Raw genomic sequence first — 20,656 nt, forward strand, 5'->3', positions numbered from 1 at the left:
CGGGCCGCTCAGCGGCCGAGCGCACGTCGCCCCCGGCCCTGCGACAGCACCGGCAGATTCGTCCGCGACGACGGCGACTGGCCCCGCGTGTCCTCCTCGATGCGCAGCGCCAGCGCCGGACAACGACGCACCGCCCGTACCGCCTTGGCCTCCGCGAACCGCGGCACATCCGCCTGCGCCACCGTCGGGAAACCATCCGCACCGAGCTGGAAGACCTCCGGCAGGAGATCCGCGCACAGCCCGTGGCCCCGGCACAGCGTCCAGTCGACGTAGATCCGCTGCCGGCTCGGGCCCTCCTCCTGGCCGCCACCGCCCGGGATGCCCGTCGGCGCCTTGCCGCCCTCGAAGAGCGGCAGCACGCCCTCCACGGGGCGTCCGCAGCCGTTGCCCAGGACATGGGCGGCCAGGTCATCGGTGAAGGCCTTCACGGTCGACTCCAGGAACATCGCCGAACCGTCCGGGTGCGAACAGGCGCCCCGCCGCTTCACGTTCTTGGCGACCTGCTTGACCGCCTCCAGCGCGGCCGGACCGCCTCCGTTGAGGATGTCCTCGATGCCGCGCGCGGCGGCCGGCAGGCCGAGGTAGCACGGACCGCACTGGCCCGCGCTCTCCTCCGCCAGCCACTGCGCCACCCGCAGCGACTCGCCCAGCGGACAGGTCTCCTGACTGATCGGCAGGATCGCGCCCGCGCCGAGCGCGCCCCCCACCTGCTGGAGCGAGTTCCGGGAGACGATCGCCTCGTCGACCGTCGCCGAGTCGATCCACTTGCCGTGGTAGCCGCCGGTCAGCACGCCCTGCGGCACCGGCGGGGCGCCCGCGAGTTGCAGCACGTAGCGCAGCGGCACCCCCGTCGGTACCTCGATGACCATGGGGCGGGCCACGGCGCCGGAGACCGTGAGCATGACGGTGCCCGGCTCGTCGTACAGGCCCGTGTGGCCATAGCGCTCCGGGCCGATCCGGGCGGCGATGGCGAGCTGCGCGAACGTCTCGGCGTTCGACAGCAGGGTCGGTGCGCCGCCCACACCGCTCTTGGAGGCGCTGACCTTGCGGCCCGGCGGGATCGCCGGGCCACCGTCGATGGAGCGGATCAGCGAGGCCGCCGCGCCGGTGACCATCCGTACCGGATTGCGCTGCACGCGGGCGCGCAGCGCGGAACGGCGTCCGTTGTTCAGGCCGCGTTCGGCGAGGGCGGCCTCCATGGAGCGCTGCGTGGACTCCCGGGTGACGCCGATGACCAGGGTGCGGGCGCCCATGGCCTCCGCGCACAGCAGGGCGCCGTCCAGGATGAGGTGCGGGGCACGGTTGATCAGCACCGTGTCCTTGCGGCAGGCAGGCTCGTCCTCGCTGCCGTTGACCACGACGACGGGCCGTACCCCGCGTTTGATCGCCGCCTCGGCGACCGAGCGCAGCTTCTTGTGGAAGGGGAAGCCCGCGCCGCCGCGGCCTCGGAGGTTGATGCGTTCCGAGAGCTGGGCGAGCTGTTCGCCGCCCAGCGGTTCGAGCGGCCCGTGCACCTTGAGGTGCATGGGCAGATCGAGTCGTTCGACAAGGTCGAAGCCCGACGTGAGCTGCGGAAGGCCGACCACGCGGACTTCTGGGACGTCGGGCAGGGCCTCGTTCACTGAAAGCCTCCGGAAGGCGTGTTCCAAGGTTCGCCCGAACCCGGTGCGCCGAAGTCGTAGGACACACCGGGGGTTGTTTCTGTGGCGGGACCGCTGTTGTACGTGTCGTTCGGGTTGTACGGCGCGTAGGCCCCGTTCGTCTCACCGGTGTCGTACACGTCACTCGGGCTCTGGGACTGCGTGCCCGGATTGCCGTAGGCGGGGATGGTGTATCCCGTGTCGTTGAGCGGGTCGTACGCCGACGGGGGTGCCTCGCCGACCGGCGGCGGGGACGGTATCGGCCAGTTTCCGGAGGTGCTGCCGCCCGTGTCGACGACGGGCATCGCCTCGGTGGGCCGCATGTCCATCGGCATCTGCGGGGGCACGCCCTGTGGGGCCGCGGCCTGCCGCGGGGGGCGCGGGGGCGCGGAGACGGCGCGGTAGGCGGCCGCGAAGCCGTCGGCGGGCTGTTCCGGCACCGGCGGGGCGACGCGCTCCGCGCGCTCGTACCGGGGCTGCGGCGCGGTGGTGGCCGCGGCGGGTGCGGCGGCGCGGGTCGCGGTGACGTCCTCGTAGCCGGGGAGCGCGGAGGAGCCCCGGGATCGCCCGCGCCTCTCGCGGGGGGCCTCATGGCCGTCCGGGCCGTCGGTGCCGAGGAGGCGGGTGATGGCTTCGGCGGCCTGGCGCTTGATCCGCTGGGGTGCGACGCGCAGGGCGAGGGCGCCCATGACGCCGAGGAGGGACAGTCCGTAGAGGATCAGGAAGATCGGCTTGGCCGCTCGACCCGCGTAGAGCCCGTGGATGAGGGCGGCGCACCAGGCGGGGTAGGCCAGCATGTGCATGGCCCGCCAGCGGGCGGCGACGGGGGCGGGTGAGGCGAAGCGGTTGCGCAGGATGCCGGTGACGCCCACGAAGATCATGAGCAGGCCGGCGACCGTGCCGAGGCCGATGAGGAAGCCGCGGCCGCCGAACGCCTCGTCCTCCGTGGCCAGCAGTCCGAACGGGATCACCGCGGCGACCCAGGTGGTGTGGTCCAGCACCAGCTTGATCGTGATGTGCACGAGCAGGAACACGATCGAGGCGACGGCGGTGCTCCGGTGCACCGCCTGGGCCATGATCCGCCGGCGGGTGTCGAGGACGACCCGGTCCTGGGCGACGAGGCCCCAGATCACCGAGCAGCTGAGGAAGACCAGGGAGAGGACGCCCGCGCCGAAGTTGAGGAACTCCGCGAAGGTGTCGCCCGCCGTGCTGCTGTCCGTCGTCACGGCGCCATCCCTCCCCGCGTCGGGGCGGGAGCGGCGGTGGCGGGGGTGGGCGTGGCGGCCCGGCGTGCCGGGGCGGCCGTGGGGGCGCCGGATGTCGCGTCCGGGCGTGGCGTGGCCGGGGGAACGGCAGGAGGTGAGAACGCAGAGTGACTGCGCGGGTGGATCAGGGGAGGGTTCATGGGGGCAACTCCGAGCGGTTCGGGAAGGCGGTCCCGCAGCCGCACTCTAAGTGGCGCCATACCCATGGGTACCGGATTCGAGTTATTGCGTTGTTATGAAAGAACCATCTGGTCGTTGTGATGTCCCATAGTGGTCGTTACGCGAAGTAAACTTTGACCAAGGTTCAGGTTTGGCGGGCCCGGAAGCGCGTCGCAGCGGTCTCGACGGCTGCGGTACCCTGACGCCATGCGTGCCGTACGCCTTCTGCTTAGCGAGCCGCGCTGATCAGTCCCGACCGCCGGTCGCAGTCCGGTGGCGGAATCGGCGCGGCGTCCCCTCCTGTGCGAGGGGATTTTTCGTTTTCCGGATGTCGCAGCCGCTGGCGAAGACGATCGATGGAGCTTTGAGGATCATGAGCGAGACGAACCCCGCGGCGACCGCCCCCGTGACGGCGGATGCCGCGCCGCACCGCTACACGGCCGCCCTGGCCGCCGAGATCGAGGCACGCTGGCAGGACTTCTGGGACGCCGAGGGCACGTACGACGCGCCGAACCCCTCGGGTGACCTGGCGGGCGACCCCGAGCTGGTCGCCCGGCCCAAGAAGTTCATCATGGACATGTTCCCGTACCCGTCCGGTGCGGGACTGCACGTCGGACACCCCCTCGGCTACATCGCCACCGACGTCTACGCCCGCTTCCAGCGCATGACCGGCCACAACGTCCTGCACACCCTCGGCTTCGACGCCTTCGGCCTGCCCGCCGAGCAGTACGCCGTGCAGACCGGCACGCACCCGCGCGTGTCCACCGAGGCCAACATCAAGAACATGCAGGTCCAGCTCCGCCGCCTGGGCCTGGGCCACGACAGGCGCCGGTCGTTCGCCACGATCGACCCCGCCTACTACAAGTGGACCCAGTGGATCTTCCTGCAGATCTTCAACTCCTGGTACGACGACCAGGCCGGCAAGGCCCGCCCCATCGCCGAACTGGTCGAACAGTTCGCCTCCGGCGACCGGGACGTACCGGGCCACACGCGCGCGTGGAGCGAGCTGAGCGAAGCCGAACGCGCCGACGTGCTCGGTGAATACCGCCTGGCCTACGCCTCCGACGCGCCCGTCAACTGGTGCCCCGGACTGGGCACCGTCCTGGCCAACGAGGAAGTCACCGCCGAAGGACGCTCCGAACGCGGCAACTTCCCCGTCTTCAAGTCCAAGCTGCGCCAGTGGAACATGCGCATCACCGCCTACGCCGACCGGCTGCTGGAGGACCTGGACGCGCTGGACTGGCCCGAGGCCATCAAGCTCCAGCAGCGCAACTGGATCGGCCGCTCCGAAGGCGCCCGCGTCGACTTCCCCATCGACGGCGAACGCATCACCGTCTTCACCACGCGCCCCGACACCCTCTTCGGCGCCACCTACATGGTGCTCGCCCCGGAGCACCCCCTGGTGGAGAAGTTCACCGCGGACACCTGGCCCGAGGGCACCCGCCCGGCCTGGACGGGTGGCCACGCCACGCCGGCCGAGGCTGTCGCCGCCTACCGCGCGCAGGCCGCCTCCAAGTCCGACGTCGAGCGCCAGGCCGAGGCCAAGGACAAGACGGGCGTCTTCATCGGCGCCCACGCCACCAACCCGGTCAACGGCCGGCAGGTCCCGGTCTTCATCGCCGACTACGTGCTGATGGGCTACGGCACCGGCGCGATCATGGCCGTGCCCGCCGGTGACCAGCGCGACTTCGAGTTCGCCCGCGCCTTCGACCTGCCCGTCCACTGCATCGTCGAGCCGACCGACGGGCGCGGCACCGACACCGCCACCTGGGAGGAGGCCTTCGCCTCCCACGACGCCAGGATCATCAACTCCGCCAACGACGAGGTCAGCCTGGACGGCCTGGACGTCGCCGAGGCCAAGACCCGCATCACCGAATGGCTGGAACGCCGCGGTGTCGGCGAGGGCACGGTCAACTTCCGCCTGCGCGACTGGCTGTTCAGCCGCCAGCGCTACTGGGGCGAGCCCTTCCCGATCGTCTACGACGAGGACGGCATCGCCCACGCCCTGCCCGAGTCGATGCTCCCCCTGGAACTGCCCGAGGTCGAGGACTACTCCCCGCGCACCTTCGACCCCGACGACGCCGACACCCGCCCGGAGACCCCCCTCTCCCGCAACGACGACTGGGTCCACGTCACCCTCGACCTCGGTGACGGCCGCGGCCCGCGCCGCTACCGCCGCGAGACCAACACCATGCCCAACTGGGCCGGCTCGTGCTGGTACGAAATGCGCTACCTGGACCCGCACAACGACCGGCAACTCGTCGACCCGGAGATCGAGCGATACTGGATGGGCCCCCGCGAGGGCCTGCCCCACGGCGGCGTCGACCTGTACGTCGGCGGCGCCGAGCACGCCGTGCTCCACCTGCTGTACGCCCGTTTCTGGTCCAAGGTCCTCTTCGACCTGGGACACGTCTCCTCGGCCGAGCCGTTCCACAAGCTGTTCAACCAGGGAATGATCCAGGCGTACGTCTACCGCGACGGCCGCGGCATCGCCGTACCCGCCGCCGAGGTCGAGGAACGCGACGGCGTCTACTACCACCAGGGCGAAAAGGTCTCCCGGCTGCTCGGCAAGATGGGCAAGTCCCTGAAGAACGCCGTCACGCCGGACGAGATCTGCGCCGAGTACGGCGCCGACACGCTGCGCCTGTACGAGATGGCGATGGGCCCCCTGGACGTCTCCCGGCCGTGGGACACGCGCGCGGTGGTGGGCCAGTTCCGGCTGCTCCAGCGGCTGTGGCGCAACATCGTCGACGAGGACACCGGCGAGGTGACCGTCACCGACGCCGCGCCCGACGACGAGACCCTGCGCGCCCTGCACAAGGCCATCGACGGGGTCCGCCAGGACCTGGAGGCCATGCGGTTCAACACCGCCATCGCCAAGGTCACCGAGCTGAACAACCACCTGACCAAGAGCGGCGGCGGCGTGCCGCGCGCGGTCGCCGAGCCGCTGGTGCTGCTGACCGCCCCGCTCGCCCCGCACGTCGCCGAGGAACTGTGGCGCAGGCTCGGGCACACCGACTCGGTCGTCCACCGGGACTTCCCCGTAGCCGACCCCGCCTACGTCGTCGACGAGACCGTCACCTGCGTCGTCCAGATCAAGGGCAAGGTCCGGGCCCGCCTGGAGGTCGACCCGGCCATCTCCGACGAGGAACTGGAGAAGGCGGCCCTGGCCGACGACAAGGTCGTCGCGGCCCTCGGCGGCGCCGGCATCCGCAAGGTCGTCGTCCGCGCACCGAAGCTGGTGAACATCGTCCCCGCCTGACCCACCGGCCGCACGGAGGGACACCCGGCCCCGGGTGTCCCTCTCGCGCGTCCCCTAGGGGAAGAGGGCGACAGGACCGGGGGCGAATGCGGGCTTGTTCCGGGTCCCGCAGGAACCGTGCGCCCGCCCGCAGCGTTTACCGTTGAAGGGCGGTGCCCGGACAGCGCGGCCCGTCGACGTGGACCCTGTCGGCGGCCCGACGTCCGAACCGCCCGTCCGACGTCCGGAGGAGGAGCTTCGTGGAAGCAGTGATCACCGTCTTCGCCCTGCTCTTCCTGCTCGCCGTCGCGGTCGGCGTCTACGCCACGGTCAAGGTGGTCGGCGCCGCCAAGCGCAGCGTGGACCGCGGCATCTCTCAGGCCCGCCGCACCGTCGAGGACCACACCTTGCGCGCCAAGTCCGTCGTCCAGCCCGGACCGGTCGGCGAACTGGCCGAACTGCGCCTCTCCCTGCGCACCTCCATGCGCGCCACGCAGGACACGCTCCACGCGCGCGTGGCCGAGGACCAGTCCCTCAAGGAATCCCTCGCGCTCTTCGAACGGCTCAGCGCCCACGGCTTCGCACTCGACGCCGAGCTGAGACGGCTGGAGGCCGAACCGGACCGGACCAGGATCGCCGAGCTGCTGCCCGCGCTCCGCGCCCGCACCGAACGCATCACCCGCTCGGCCGAGGCGCTGCGCTGGGCCGCGCACGACCGCGCCCACCACGTGGTCGACGACGACCTGGACACACTCAGCGCCGAGATCGACGTCGAGGCCGGCGCCCTGCGCCACTGGGACCCCGTCGACACCGGCGACCCCACCACGACGACGCGACCCTCGTCGGCCGCGCGGCCGGACCCGCAGTCCGGCTCCCGGCCCGGCGCCCCCGCCGGCGGACACCACGGGGCGCGGCGCCCGGCGTCGGCCGCCGACCCGCGCACGCCGCCCGCCATCACCCCGCCCGGCGTACGCCCCGCGTATCCGTGGCAGAAGAAGGCCCGCCCGGAGAACACGACCTGACCGGCGGGCCGTCGCCGCCGGTCCCTGGGCCGGGCTGCCGCACGGGCACTACGCCAGGTAACCTCCAGCTCATGTCCCGCCATGTCGCGATCGTCACGGATTCAACGGCCTACCTACCGGACCGGACGATGGAACGGCACGGCATCACCGCGGTCCCCCTGACCGTGGTCCTCGGCGACCAGGCCCTGCGCGAGGGCACCGAGATCTCCACCCGCTCCCTCGCCCAGGCGCTCCAGAAGCGGCAGGCCGTCACCACCTCCCGCCCCAGCCCCGCCCTCTTCGCCGAGACCTACCGCGACCTGGCGGCCGCCGGAGCCCAGAGCATCGTCTCCCTCCACCTGTCGTCCGAGTTGTCCGGCACGCACGACGCCGCCGTCGTCGCCGCCCGAGAGGCCCCCGTCCCGGTACGTGTCGTCGACACCGGCATGATCGCCATGGCCCTCGGCTTCTGCGCCCTCGCCGCCGCGGAGACCGCCGAGACCGGCGGCACCGTCGACGAGGCCGTCGCCGCCGCCGAGAAACGCGCCTCGGACACCTCCGCCTACTTCTACGTCGACACCCTCGACTACCTGCGCCGCGGCGGCCGGATCGGCGCGGCCCAGGCGTTGCTCGGCTCGGCCCTCGCGGTGAAGCCGCTGCTCCAGCTCAACGACGGCCGGATCGAACCGCTGGAGAAGGTACGCACCGCCTCCAAGGCCATCGCCCGCCTGGAGGAGATCGTCGCCGACCGGGCGGGCAGCGCGCCCGTCGACATCGCCGTCCACCATCTGGCCGCCCCCGAGCGGGCCTCCGCCCTCGCCGAACGGCTCCGCGAACGCGTGCCGGGGCTGGCCGACCTGCACGTGAGCGAGGTCGGCGCGGTGATCGGCGCGCACACGGGCCCCGGGCTGCTGGGTGCCGTGGTGTCACCCCGGTGACTGGCGGTGCCCATGATGCCGCCGGTGCCGCCGGTGCCACAGGTGCCGACGGTGCCAGTGTCCAGGCACCGACGCCCCGGCCCCTCGTGTGAGTGACGGAGATATCCACAACCGGGCAGCCGTCCACGGGAATCCACCATGATCATCGCGGGGGTGGGGAAATGCCCCATCCTCGCCGCATGACTCTTCGCTCACGCTTTCGCACCGTCACCGCGAGCAGCGGACCGGGCCGGGCCCCGGGCTCCGACGGACGGGCCCGACGGCACCGCAGGCCCCCCGGGCGCAGCCGGTCCGGGCCGCTCCGGGCCCCGGCCGGGGAATCCCGCCGCCGCGCCGAGGCGCTCCTCGCCCAACGCACCGGTCCCCTACGGCAGTCCGGCACGGTCTCGCCGACGGTGGCTGCCACCGCGCCGACCGCGGGAACAGCCGCGGCACCGGCCCCTGCGTGGCGCGCGGCGGCCGGGCGCGCCGCCGGCCGGGCGGTGTACGGCGCCGGTATCGCGGGCGGACTGTGGAGCAGGCGGACGGCGGCCCCCTTCGCCGCGGGGCGGCCTGCGGGTCCCTCCATCGGCCCTCCCGTGCCCGCTGGCGGCGGACGGCACGCTCGCCCCGGAGCTGCGGCTTCGCGTACGGGTCGTGGTCCCGTGGGGCGCGTGCCGGCCACAGTTCCGTACACGGGCGGCGGTACGGAGCCGGGTGGCGGCGCTCGGCCGGCGGGCTCCGGCGTCCGTGCCCGCACGATCCCCTTCCCCGGTCCGGGCGCCGCTCGCCCCGGTGGTCCCTCGGCCGCTGCTGCCGGGACGACCGGCGGTGCCGTCCCGCCCGGCGCTCACCGGCTGACCGGCGGTCCGGTGACCAGCGGTTCCGACGCGGTCGACGGGACGGCGCGGGCCCTGAGGCAGGAGGCGCCGGCGGGAGCCGCCTCGGTGGGGATGGCTGCTTGGCGGGGCAGGGCCGGTTCGGCGCTGCGGGAGCGGATGCCGCTGTGGTTGCAGAACAGGTGCGGGCTGGAGCGGCGCGGGGTGGTCGCGCTCACCGTGGTCCTCGCGGTGGCGACGGCGTTCGCGGTGTACCACTTCAGGTCCGGGCGTACGGAGTCCGTGGCGGCGCCCGAAGTGGTCCGGGAGGCGGGGGCGTTCGGCCCGGACGGGCGGAGCGAGCCGGGCGAGGGGGGCGGCACGGCGAACCGGGGCGAGCAGGCCGGCGCGCCCCGGGCCGAGGTACCGGCGGCCGGGGCCGAGATCGTGGTCGACGTGGGCGGCAAGGTGCGCCGTCCCGGTGTCCACAAGCTGCCGCCCGGCTCGCGCGTCGCGGACGCCCTGCGCGCGGCCGGTGGAGTGCGACCCGGTACGGACACCGACGCGCTCAACCGGGCCCGGTTCCTCGTGGACGGCGAGCAGATCGTCGTCGGCGCCCCCGCCCCCGCCCCCGGTCCGGACGGCAGTGTGCCGGGAACGGGGGCGCCCGCCGGCCTGATCTCCCTGAACACGGCGACCGCCGAGCAGCTCGACACCCTGCCGGGCGTCGGTCCCGTACTGGCCCGGCACATCATCGACTACCGCACACGGCACGGCGGTTTCCGCTCGGTGGACGAGTTACGCGAGGTCAACGGCATCGGTGAACGCCGCTTCGCCGACCTTCGTGACCTCGTGCGGCCATGACCGCCCGCCACGGCCACGGGCGCACCCGCAGCGGGCCGGAATTTCGGTTCGCCCAGGGGACCGGAGGCCCACCGGACACGGCTGCCGTGGTCCCGGACACCCTCGCCACCCCGCACCCGGAGCCGGCCACCGCCTCCGGCCCGATGACGGTGGCCCGCCTCGGCACCAGGGCGCTCCCCGCACCCTCCACGTCACCCGGCCACGTCCCGGCAGGCCACGGCGCGGCCCCGCCGGTCAGGGACCCCACCCTTCCTCCCCTTCCCCTCCCCGCCACCCCGGCATCCTTCGCGGACCCGGACCCGGACCCGGACCCGGACCCAAACCCGAACCCGACTTTGAACCCGGCCCCGGCCCCGGAGCCGCACGCGTCGCGCCGGCTTCCCGGGCTCCGGCCCGGCGCCACGCGCCGTCTCCACGGGGGCCCCACGGACCTGCGGTTGGTGGCGCCCGCGCTGGCGGCCTGGGCGACGGCGGCGCTGATGCTGCACGCCCCGCCGGGGCGGGCCGCCCTCGTGGCGGTCGGGTGCCTCGCGGCGGGCGGAGCCCTGCTGTTGCCGGGGGCCACCCGCCGTATCGGACAGGTCCGCCGACGGCGTCCCGCCGGAGAGGCCCGGCGTACGGCACTGCGGGTGTCGGTGGCCGCCGTACTGCTCTGCGTGGCCGCGTCCACCGCCTCGGCGGCGCTGCACGGGGCGGATCTGCGGCGCGGCCCGGTGCCGGACCTGGCGGCGCGGTACGCCACGGTGACCGCCGAGGTGGAGGTCACCGCCGACCCACAAGTGAGCCGGCCCCGGGTACGGGGCAACCACGCGGCCGCGCCGACGGCCGTGATCCGGGCCGACGTGCGCCGGGTGGCGGAGGCCGGGCGGCGCACGTCGACGCGGACGCCGGTGTTGCTGCTCGTGGACCTGGCCGGCCAGACGTCCCGGGGCCCGCCGGGTGGCGGCGGTGACGCGCGGGTGGCGGGCGGGGGGCCGGACACCTCGCCGTGGCTGGGGCTGCTGCCCAGTACAAGGCTGCGTGTCACCGCGCGGTCGGCGCCCGCGCGGGAGAGCGGGGACCGGGTCGCCGCCGTGCTGCGGGTCCGAGGCCAGGGGACACCGGAGGTGGTGCGGGGGCCGTCGGCTCCGCAGCGGCTGGCCGGCAGGCTGCGCGCGGGGCTGCGGGAGGCCACCGACGGGCTGCCGGCGGACGCGCGGGCGTTGTTGCCGGGCCTGGTCGTCGGGGACATCTCCCGGCTGACGCCGGAGCTGGACGAGGCGTTCAGGGCGACGGATCTCACGCACACCCTGGCCGTGTCCGGCGCCAACCTCACGATCATGATCGCGTTGCTGCTGGGGCCGCCGGGGCTGGCGCAGCTGAGCGAACGCCGGGGCCTGGCCCCGCGGCTCGGCCTCTCGCTGCGGACGACGGCCCTGTTCGGTGGCGGGCTGGCGCTGGCCTTCGTGATCGTGTGCCGCCCCGACCCGAGCGTGTTGCGGGCGGCTGCCTGCGGGGCGATCGCGTTGCTCGCGCTGGCCACCGGACGCCGTAGATCGCTGCTGCCGGCCCTGGCCGCGGCGGTGCTCCTGCTGGTGCTCTACGACCCGTGGCTGGCGCGGAGTTACGGCTTCCTGCTCTCGGTGCTGGCCACCGGCGCCCTGCTGACGCTCGCGCCCCGGTGGAGCGGGGCACTGCTCCGGCGCGGGGTGCCGCCCCGGCTCGCGGAGGCGTTGGCCGCGGCGGGGGCCGCGCAGGCCGTGTGCGCGCCGGTCGTGGCGGTGCTGTCGTCCCGGGTGAGTCTGGTCGCGGTGCCGTGCAATCTGCTGGTGGAGTTCGCGGTCGCGCCGGCCACGGTGCTGGGATTCGCGGCGCTGGCGGCGGCGCCCGTGGCGATGCCGGTGGCCGAGGCGCTGGCGTGGTGCGCGGGGTGGCCGGCCGGGTGGATCGCGGTGATCGCCCGTACCGGGGCCGGGTTGCCGGGCGCGGGGGTGGACTGGCCGGGCTCGTGGACGGGGGCGGCGCTGCTCGCGCTGCTGACGGTGGGGCTGCTGCTGGCCGGCCGGCGGTTGCTCGCGCATCCGTGGTGGTGCGGTGCCTGTGCGGTGCTGCTGGTGGTGGCGGTGGTGCAGCCGGTGCCGCTGACGCGGGTGTTCACGGGATGGCCGCCGCCGGGCTGGCGGATGGTGATGTGCGACGTGGGACAGGGGGACGCGCTGGTGCTGGCGGCGGGTCCGGGGGCCGGGGTGGTGGTGGACGCCGGGCCGGATCCGGTGCTGGTCGACCGGTGTCTGCGCTCGCTCGGGATCACCAGTGTCCCGTTGCTGCTGCTGACGCACGACTTCTTGGGGCAGTTCAGATTTGTCTCATGACGCACCGTTCTCTGTTGGTGTCGGAGTGGTGTGGCTACAGCAAGCCCTGCTATCTCTCTGCTGACTGTTGTCTCAGAGAGAGCAAATGATGCAACTCTTCTTTTTAGACTCAAAGTTGGCGCTGCGCTACTTGGAGAGTGAAGTGATCTCCGGTGAGGAAGTCGTCGTGCTTCTGGATGATCGGGCGCTTGCGGACGGGATGCCGATCTACCTCGATGACGAAACGATGATGCCCGTCGAGCCGCACTGCTCGTGGGGTCGGAGCCTGTCCAACGACGAGCTGGGCAAGGGCACGATGAAGGAGTACGGGCGGATCCTCTTCCGGTACTCCGAGCATCAGGAACACCGAGGGCGGGATGTGCTCTCGGCCACTGAGTCCGACGTCAGGGCCTACAAGCGGGTTCGTACGGTGCTTCAGAGGCGGCCGATTCAGGATGCGGCGTGGGGTAAGGAGTCGCAGCTCCTTGACCGGTTCTATGGCTACCTGAAGGACGACGTCGGGCTGGTAAAGCAGAGGCCGGTGCGGGTTGGTTCGAAAGGGCGGAATCCGCTCGCGCCCAAGCTGAGGCAGAGGATGAACATCCGTCACCTCACCCTGTCGCAGTACCGGTACTTCCGCGACGTGGGTCTGGGCGGCCAGCTTCCGGACTCACGTGTGGATCTGTCGTTTCGGGGCTGGTCGCCGCACCGCAACCGCGGGGCGGCCGACCTGGCGCTGGGCACGGGGATGCGGTGGCAGGAGTGGGCGACGGTCCTGCTGCCCGAGCTGGGCATCGGGGTGGGGCACCCGGTCAGGGACGTGGAGTTCACCGTTCAGGCCTGCGCGAAGTACGGCAAGGCCCGCACCATCTACGTTCCGGACGACTCGATGAAGGGACTGGAGCCCTACCTGCTGCTGGAGCGGCCCGAGCAGGCTGCCACATCGGCGAAACGCCTGGAAAAGCGGCATCGCGATCTGTTCGTCGTCTCTCGCATCGACCACGAGTCGGGCCTGGTCTACGGAGTGCTGGACGGGATCGAGAAGGTGCTCGAGATGTCCGCGATGGACCCGGAGCTGCGGCGGATCGCGGTGCACGAGACGGACGTTGGCCTGGAGGCGCTGGCGGTGTTCATCTGCCAGGGCGGACTGATGCCCGGGGCCGATTCGTGGAAGCGCTACCGGCACGCAGCCTGGCGCCGCATGACCGCACTCGCCGATGAGCACACCGTGTTGCCGCGCAAAAGGTGGCGCTGGCACGATCTCCGCCACACCTACGCCCTGCAGATGCTCAACTACCTGGAGCGGCAGATGGACGGCGAGGAGCCGGATGCGGCCGCGCGCCGCCGCCGGCACCGCTCCTACCTGTCCAGTCATATGCGGCTGAACCCGCTGTTGATCGTCATGCGCAGGCTCGGGCATTCCAGCCCGGCTACCACCTACGAGTACCTCGAGTACACCGACGATCTGCTCAATGAGTTCGACGATGCCTTCCGCGGCTGGGTCGGCGAGCTGGGCAGCGAGGCGACGTACGCGCAGATCGCCTCGCACGCTTTCCGTCTGGAGAAGCGGGGGGTGGCCGATGCCGCGCAGGGGTGAGTTCACCAGGGACTTCCCGGACGTCCCCGAGGTGCCGGATCCGGTGGTGGGCAGGGTCGGGGAGCGCGTGATCCGTACGGCGAGTGCGACGAGGCGCAACCTGACCAGCCGCGTCCTGCCGAGTGTGTACACCTGCTCGCAGTTGGCAGCGGAGCTGGCCGATGAGTGGGTCGAGTACGTGGAGGCGGCCGGGCTGGCGGCCGGGACGGTGCAGTCCTATCAGCAGGCGATCGACAATCTGTGCACGTCGGTGGATGCTCAGCTGGGCGAGGACGCCGCCCGGGCCTCCCTGGGCAGAGATCAACCCGACCTGGCACGCGCCATGGCTACCTGGGAGAGGAAACTGCCGTCAGGGTTCGCCCCCAACTCCAACCGGCCCGCCATCCTGTCCGGCGCCGTACGGGTTCTGATCCGCAGACGGGTGGAACACCCGGAGCGGCCGGTCACCGAGCGTATGGCCGCGCTGGCCAAGGCCGGCAGCGGCGTCCCGATCGGCGAGAACGAAGAACTCGATGAGTTCTCCCGCGCGGAGAAGCAGGCCATGGTCCGTGCCGCCTGGGCAGCTGTGATCGCGCTGGAGAAGCGCCTGGAGACGGGCTGGCGTCTGGCCGCACAGGGCCGCCACCCGGGCGACGGATCGTGGATGTCCATCCCGGATCTGCTGTGGGGACTCGCTCACGAGGCGGTCACACCAGCGCAGATCAGTGACGCCGTGGGGCCGACTCGGGGGTGGACCGAGGAACTGCGCGCGTGCATCCGCCGGCCGGACGGCAGTATGCCGGTGACCACGGCCCGCATCGAGCTGACCCGGCATCTGGTCGCTCAGCTGTGGCCGAGCACCTTCGACCTGCACGCCTTCCGGGTGCTGCTGATCGACGCCACCGCGCATCCGCCCGAGGAGGTCAGCAAACTCACCGAGGACGGCGTCGAATTCACGCCGCGAGGAGTGCGGATGACGCTGGTACGCAAGCGCGCGAAGCGCCGCTACTACCGCGCCTTCAAGGACACCTCGATCGAGATGGCGGACGTGATCGAGACCAAGGAATTCACCGACCGGCCCCGCCGCGAGCCCGGCGCGATCGTCAAGCGCCTGATGGCCGTGACCGAACGCGCACGGCAGCGGGCCGCCGACCCGGAGGGAAATCTGTTCGTACGGGCGGCGGTGGACGTGGACCGTGAGCTGAAATTCTGCGAATGGAACCCCGAGGCCCCACTGGCCCGTTTCAGCAGGTGGCTGGAGGTCCACGGGGTCACCGTCGAGGGCAAGACCGACATCAGGCGCCTGCGTAAGTCCGGCAAGGTGGAGAAGGTCGTCGCCTCCCGCGGCCACATCCACGAGGCCGCCGACGACCACTACGAGGAGACGTTCAAAGGCCACTACGCGCAGGGGACGACCCTGCGCGTGATCTCCGCCGAGGTGATCAACTCCGCCCAGGACCACTGGTTCAGCATGGCGCTCGAGGGGCCGACCGTGCTGTCCCAAGAGGCCGCACAGGCCGCCGAGGAGAGCACGCAGCTACAGGCCCTCGGCCTGAGCAAGAAGGAGGCCGACGACCTGGTCGAGGGCGAACTGGACATGGGCGTCACCCACTGCACGAACCCTTATGAATCGCCGTTCAGCCCCGCCGGAGAGCTGTGCGCGGTCGCCCCGCTGCGCTGCCTGGAATGCCGCAATGCCTGGGTGCTGCCCAGTCAGCTTCCTCAGCTCCTGTTGTTCAGCGACCACGTGGAGCGCATCCGGCAGCGGCTGGCCCCGCAGCATTTCACCGCACTGTGGGGACAGTCCTACGTCAATCTGCAGGCGGTACTGGAGGACCGCACCGAGCAGGAGATCGCGCTGGCCCGCAAGCACATCGCCGAGGGCGGCATCACCTTGTCCCTTCCGCTGGCCGCACACGTGGAGTTCGACGCATGAACACACCTGCAGTCCGACCGCTGCCCGTCTCGATCTTCAAGGACGGCGAGCCGGTCATCCAGAGCCACTCCCTGCTTGGCGACGCCGACTCGCCGCTGTTCGGGCAGGTGGGCATCTGGGACTTCAACGGCGTGGTCCGCCGCAACGCCAACGTCCCCGAGTGCGGCTGGCGGGCCACGTTCAGCAACGGGCTGAACGATCCCGAGTGGAATCTCACGGCCCGGGAAACCTTCATGATCATGGCGAATCCGCGGCACGAGGCGTTGATCGACGCCGGTGTCCATCTCGCCCCCGAGCCCTTCGACGTGCAGACCGCCATCCGCCGGGTATCCGCCCTGCGCACCCTGGCCGGCTGGGCGGAGAAGCAGGGACTGCCAGCCCGGATGGGGACATGGCGGCATACGGATTTGCGCCGGTTCATCAAGTGGCTGCGGCAGAAGGGCCGCAAGCCCGGCACGTTGATGAACTACATCGTCGTCGCGAAGTTCCTCCACGAGATCGGCCCCGCCCTGGCCCTGGGCGGCCCAGCTGTGGACCCCTGGCACGGCATGAGTGCACGCAAGGCTGCCAAGTACGAGGTGACACACGACCTGTCCACCCCCACCATCGCACCAGAGGTATGGTTTCCGCTGGTCAGGGCGGCCTGGATCTATGTGCACACCTTCGCCCCCGACGTCCTGCGTGCTATGACCCGCTACCAGCAGCTTCGCGCGATCGCGAGGACCAGCACCGATCGGCGCAGCGAGGCGGACGAGGTGCTCGACGCCTGGCTCGCGGACCCCGGCAACCGGATCCCGCTGCACGATCCGGCCCACTCCGGGTCCTCCCTCGGCAAGAAGCACGAGGGCGTCAACTGGAACCTGCTGGCCCTGTTCATGGGGTTCAGCTCCTCCAAGGGATCCGGCCTGTTCACCGCAGCGCTGCCGTCCGGGATGCGCCGACGTGAGAAGGTCTGGGCTGCCCTCGCCGCCGGGCACCCCACGACCTCCGGCCTGATCCACGATCTGGTCGAGGTGACCCGGGCGGACGGCAGCGTCGGCCCCTGGCATCCCGGCCTTGATCCCAGAGCATTGACACGCATGCTGGTCAGGCTCAGGGACGCCGCATTCTGCCTGGTCGCGGCACTGTCCATGATGCGCGACAGCGAGATCCACGAGATCAGGCGCGGTTCCGTCGTCCAGCACTACAACGCTCCGGCGATCAAGTCGCACCTGGACAAGGGACGAGCAGGCCGGCCGGGCAAACACTGGTGGATCATCGAACCCGCTGCCGAGGCGATCACACTGGCCGAGATCGTCTCGGTCCACGACGAACGCGTCTTCTCCCCGATGAAGAGGCCCGAGAGCACCGAGGCCGTCCACGGCGACCAGATGATCGACGCGTTCATCAACGAGGTGAACTCCGGCCGGGCCTGGTCGGGACTGGACGAGATCCCCAAAGGCCGGGTCCGCCCGCACATGTTCCGCCACACCATGGCCATGCTCACCGACCAGTTCCCCGGCTCCGAGATCGCCCTGGGGATCCAGCTCAAACACGTCGCCGCACGAGCCTTGGCCAACCGCACCACCCAGTCGTATGCGGCCGCCGACACCCAGTGGGCCGAACTGCTGGAAACCGCCCTGGAAGCCACCCGATTCCGCCGCTTCAAGGACCTCTACGACCAGTACAAGGACGGCAAACCGATCGGCTACGGCGCCGGCGCGGAACGGGTCAAGGAGACGTTCGACGACATCATCTCCACCGTCAAAGCCAAAGACGGCGACGCCCGAGTCGAGGACGACCTGCTACGCAAGGCCCGGATCACCATCCGCTTCGGCATGCTCAACAACTGCCTCTTCGACGAGGCGAACCCGCAGGGGGCCGTCTGCCGTGAGAACACTGTCATCCCCAAGGGACACACTGGCCCGCTGGACTGGCGCTGCCGCCCCGACCGCTGCCACAACAGCATGATCGGCATCGAGCACGTCCCCATCTACGACTCGCACAAGCGCACACAGCTCAAGTTGCTCGAAACCCGCCGCCTGCCCGCAGCCCGCAAGGCCGTCATCCACCGCGAGGTCGAGCGCGCTGACGCCGTCCTCGCCCAGGTCAAGGAGGAGAACACGTGACTGGCCCCGCCAATCGGACCCTGACAGCTGACGGCGTCACCGAAGAGACCGCCAAAGCACTGCGCGCCGCGATGCAACGCCTGTTCGCGGGCAAACCCCAGCGAACCGACGGCCGGCTGACCAAGCAAAATCTGTGGCGGGAGGCAGGGGTGAGCCGGGCCACCATGAACCGCGCCCACACCGTCCTCGCCGAGTGGGACGCTTACCTCGTCCAGCACGGCAGTACCACCCCCGGAGAAGCCCGCCGGGACGAGGAGATCCGCGAGCTCAAGCGCAAGCTCGCCGAGAAGACCCGGCAGTGCACCACACTCCAGCGCCGCCTGGATGCCGCCGCCACCGCAATTGCCGCACTCCACCACGACAACACGCTGCTACGGCAGGAGGTCGCCGCCTCCGGCGGCAGAGTGATCCCCCTGCACCGCCCACGAGACCCCGCCGATGACGATTCCCACTGACTGCCACTGACCCGCAACTACCCGCTGGCGGCGCCGGGGCCGGCGGGTACTACCGTCCCTCCATGGACACGCCAGCACCGCACCCTGACTCAGCATCTCCTGAACCTGACGATAGCGGCGAGTTGGTCGCAACCGTCCGCGTGAACGGCCAGGTTGGCCCGGCGCCTGCGCCGTGCCTGCCACGTTCCAGCAGCGCCCGGTCGACGACTACGTCCCCACCCTCGAGGGCCTGGCCCAGCGGCTGGCCGTGCTCCTGGAGTTCTCCGGTTGAGTATCGCCACGAACACGGGTGACCTGCGAGTAAACGTCCCAGACATGTCCGCAACGTTGAGGCGAGCCACTGCCAGGTCATCCGCACAGGGCAGAGTTAACACAGCCTTTCGAATGGCTCCTGTGTTCGATTACTGTGATGACTCAGAGCTCACGAGCCGGCATCGACTGTGGTCAACCCATGGATTCGTCCACCGATGCGCCGTTAGAGTGCCCAAGTGATCAGAGAGCAGTGGAGCGGGGGCGAATGGGAGGCCTACTGCCGACGCCTCCTGTCGATGCGCTACGACTCGAACATTCAGTTCATTCCCGCCCGTGGTGGCGGTGACGGCGGCCTGGAAGCATTTCGTTACGACGGAGTCGGCTACCAGTGCTATGTCCCGGAAGACGCCTTCACTCTGGAGTCTCAGACGACCTCCCAGAAGCGCAAGATCACAAAAGATCTTAGGCGTCTTTGTGGCGATGTTGAGGGCACTTGTCGCCTCCTCGGTGATGTGCGTTTGCACACTTGGGTCCTTATGACTCCTGAGTTCGACAGTCGATCGCTCGTCGAGCATGCGCAGAAAAAGAAGAAGGACGTGTCAGCCATCGTGCCGCGCCCCAAGTGGTTGGCTGATGAATTCAAGGTTTTGGTCATTACTGATGAAGAATTCGCTTCCGAGCGCGCTCGCCTCGTCGGGCAAGTGGAGACGGAACTTCATCTCGATGTCCCTGATCCGGATGAGACGCTGTGGAGCTTCGGCGAGGGAAATGAGATAGCAGACCGGGTCGCTACCAAGCTTTCGGTGGTTCCTTCTCTCGCCTCTGACTTGGATTGGCTTAACGACTACCGTGACGGCATGCTTCGGGTCTACTTTCGGGGGCAGGCCCAGATTACTCGGCTGCGCTGTCAGCCTCGCTGTACTCGGAGCCGTCCGGCCCCTCGATGGTGTACATGTCGTGGTCCCACGAGACATACACGTCGCCCCAGAGCACGACATCATTGCACTCGATGGCGTTATCCGTCACAACCGGCCTGATTATGATCGGCGCAGTACGCCCGTCGGTTCGCTCGCCGTCCTTCTTGGCCGCCCATGCGGTGATGACCTCGAGCGGCTTCGGAAGGAGAGGGCCGACCTTGGTGATGCTGAACGGCTCGTCGTCGTCATCGGTGTCGAACCGGCTGTTGACGAACGCGACCGCCTCGGAGGGCGTGCTGACGATGGACTGGGTACCACTCTCGTTGTCAACCACTCGCCACAACGCGCTGTTGTTCACGATGCTCTCCGATCGCGGTGAGTGCACCCGGGGTGGGTGCGATGCGCCGGGTCGCTCGGCACTGAGCCCCCGCCAACTTGACGTCGCAGGTCAAAGGGCTGGTGTGGCGGCCTCCTGGGGTACTCGCGCCGGTCATGGGCGGGAGTCTGCGGGGTAGATCATCCGTCAGCTTGCCGCTTAACGTCTGGTACCGAACTTGATCAGTGGACTGTAAGCGGCTTCGAGGGGTGCTGTGGATCTCGGCTCTGTGATCATCGCGGTGGCAGGTGTGGCCGGAACGCTGGGGGGATCGTTGCTTACTCAACGTGTCTCTGAACGGGCAAAACGTCGGGAGATAGAGCTGGTTCGGGACCATGAAGAGGTCCGCGACAACCTCCTGCTCCGACGCACCTGCTATGTGGAGCTCAATCGGGACGCACGTCAGTTCACCACGGCGCTCAGCCAGTTCCTGCATGTCATGCAGGAACGTAGGGCCGAGGAGACCGACCGGGCAGCACTCGATGAGGCAAAAAGAGCCCACCGCGACACGTACTCCCAAGCGCAGATGATCGCCCCTGACGACGTGCTCGTATCTGCGAGTGAGGTCAACAAAGCCCTGACCAGCGTATACGGCCAGGTCAAACGCCTGGAGCGAGAAGCGCCCGGCCCTGAGGAGACGATGGCCGCTGCGTTCCGGGCCCAGGCGGAGGTCTGGGACCTGCTGCGGGCCATGAGGACCGTGATGCGCCGTGACCTCGGGGTGACCTCTGTGAGTGACGACGCGTCGGTACATCTCCCCACCCAGCTGGCCGGTCCTCAAAGCAGGCGTTGAATCACAAG

Annotated in this window: 11 protein-coding genes and 2 pseudogenes; 10 read left to right on the top strand and 3 right to left on the bottom strand. The window is 70.4% G+C overall.

Annotated elements, in window-relative coordinates; all coding sequences use genetic code 11:
* Positions 1 to 8: 8 nt before the first annotated feature.
* Both VM636_RS20630 and VM636_RS20635 read right to left on the bottom strand, forming a co-directional pair.
* Positions 9 to 1,622, bottom strand: coding sequence for an NADH-quinone oxidoreductase subunit NuoF family protein (locus VM636_RS20630; protein WP_053912487.1), 1,614 nt, complete (start codon positions 1,620 to 1,622; stop codon positions 9 to 11).
* A complete protein-coding gene (locus VM636_RS20635; protein WP_030418301.1) occupies positions 1,619 to 2,866 on the bottom strand; it encodes a ferric reductase-like transmembrane domain-containing protein in 1,248 nt (415 codons plus the stop codon). The genes VM636_RS20630 and VM636_RS20635 overlap by 4 nt, the downstream gene beginning before the upstream one ends.
* A gap of 571 nt (positions 2,867 to 3,437) precedes the next feature.
* Between VM636_RS20635 and leuS the strand changes: the two genes are divergently transcribed.
* The 9 genes and pseudogenes from leuS to VM636_RS20680 all read left to right on the top strand — a co-directional run bounded on the left by leuS (position 3,438) and on the right by VM636_RS20680 (position 18,310).
* Entirely contained in the window at positions 3,438 to 6,326 is a 2,889-nt protein-coding gene (leuS, locus tag VM636_RS20640; RefSeq protein WP_053912488.1) for a leucine--tRNA ligase, read from the top strand.
* 239 nt (positions 6,327 to 6,565) lie between these two features.
* A complete protein-coding gene (locus VM636_RS20645) occupies positions 6,566 to 7,327 on the top strand; it encodes a hypothetical protein (protein WP_053912489.1) in 762 nt (253 codons plus the stop codon).
* Positions 7,328 to 7,398: 71 nt separating this feature from the next.
* A complete protein-coding gene (locus tag VM636_RS20650; protein WP_030418304.1) occupies positions 7,399 to 8,244 on the top strand; it encodes a DegV family protein in 846 nt (281 codons plus the stop codon).
* Between the two features lie 836 nt (positions 8,245 to 9,080).
* On the top strand, positions 9,081 to 9,905 hold the full coding sequence (locus tag VM636_RS20655; RefSeq protein WP_234340353.1) for a ComEA family DNA-binding protein: 825 nt from the start codon (positions 9,081 to 9,083) through the stop codon (positions 9,903 to 9,905).
* 335 nt (positions 9,906 to 10,240) lie between these two features.
* Positions 10,241 to 12,223, top strand: a pseudogene (locus VM636_RS20660) (ComEC/Rec2 family competence protein); the annotation flags it as partial.
* 148 nt (positions 12,224 to 12,371) lie between these two features.
* Positions 12,372 to 13,832 carry a hypothetical protein gene (locus VM636_RS20665; protein WP_338485288.1) on the top strand — a complete coding sequence of 487 codons (1,461 nt, stop codon included), beginning with the start codon at positions 12,372 to 12,374 and terminating at the stop codon, positions 13,830 to 13,832.
* Entirely contained in the window at positions 13,816 to 15,747 is a 1,932-nt protein-coding gene (locus tag VM636_RS20670) for a hypothetical protein (RefSeq protein WP_338485290.1), read from the top strand. The genes VM636_RS20665 and VM636_RS20670 overlap by 17 nt, the downstream gene beginning before the upstream one ends.
* A complete protein-coding gene (locus tag VM636_RS20675) occupies positions 15,744 to 17,855 on the top strand; it encodes an integrase (RefSeq protein WP_338485292.1) in 2,112 nt (703 codons plus the stop codon). Before VM636_RS20670 ends, VM636_RS20675 begins: the two co-directional genes overlap by 4 nt.
* Positions 17,852 to 18,310: a hypothetical protein gene (locus VM636_RS20680; RefSeq protein ID WP_338485294.1), complete on the top strand. Its 459-nt coding sequence runs from the start codon at positions 17,852 to 17,854 to the stop codon at positions 18,308 to 18,310. The genes VM636_RS20675 and VM636_RS20680 overlap by 4 nt, the downstream gene beginning before the upstream one ends.
* 1,146 nt (positions 18,311 to 19,456) lie before the next feature.
* Here VM636_RS20680 and VM636_RS20685 read toward each other — a convergent pair.
* Positions 19,457 to 19,813: pseudogene (locus tag VM636_RS20685) on the bottom strand (hypothetical protein); the annotation flags it as partial.
* 271 nt (positions 19,814 to 20,084) lie between these two features.
* Between VM636_RS20685 and VM636_RS20690 the strand changes: the two are divergent.
* The gene (locus VM636_RS20690; RefSeq protein ID WP_338485296.1) at positions 20,085 to 20,648 is read left to right on the top strand and encodes a hypothetical protein; all 564 of its coding nucleotides are present in this window, start codon (positions 20,085 to 20,087) and stop codon (positions 20,646 to 20,648) included.
* The last annotated feature ends 8 nt before the right edge of the window (positions 20,649 to 20,656 follow it).

This window comes from Streptomyces sp. SCSIO 75703 (assembly GCF_036607905.1).
Classification (GTDB): Bacteria; Actinomycetota; Actinomycetes; order Streptomycetales; family Streptomycetaceae; genus Streptomyces.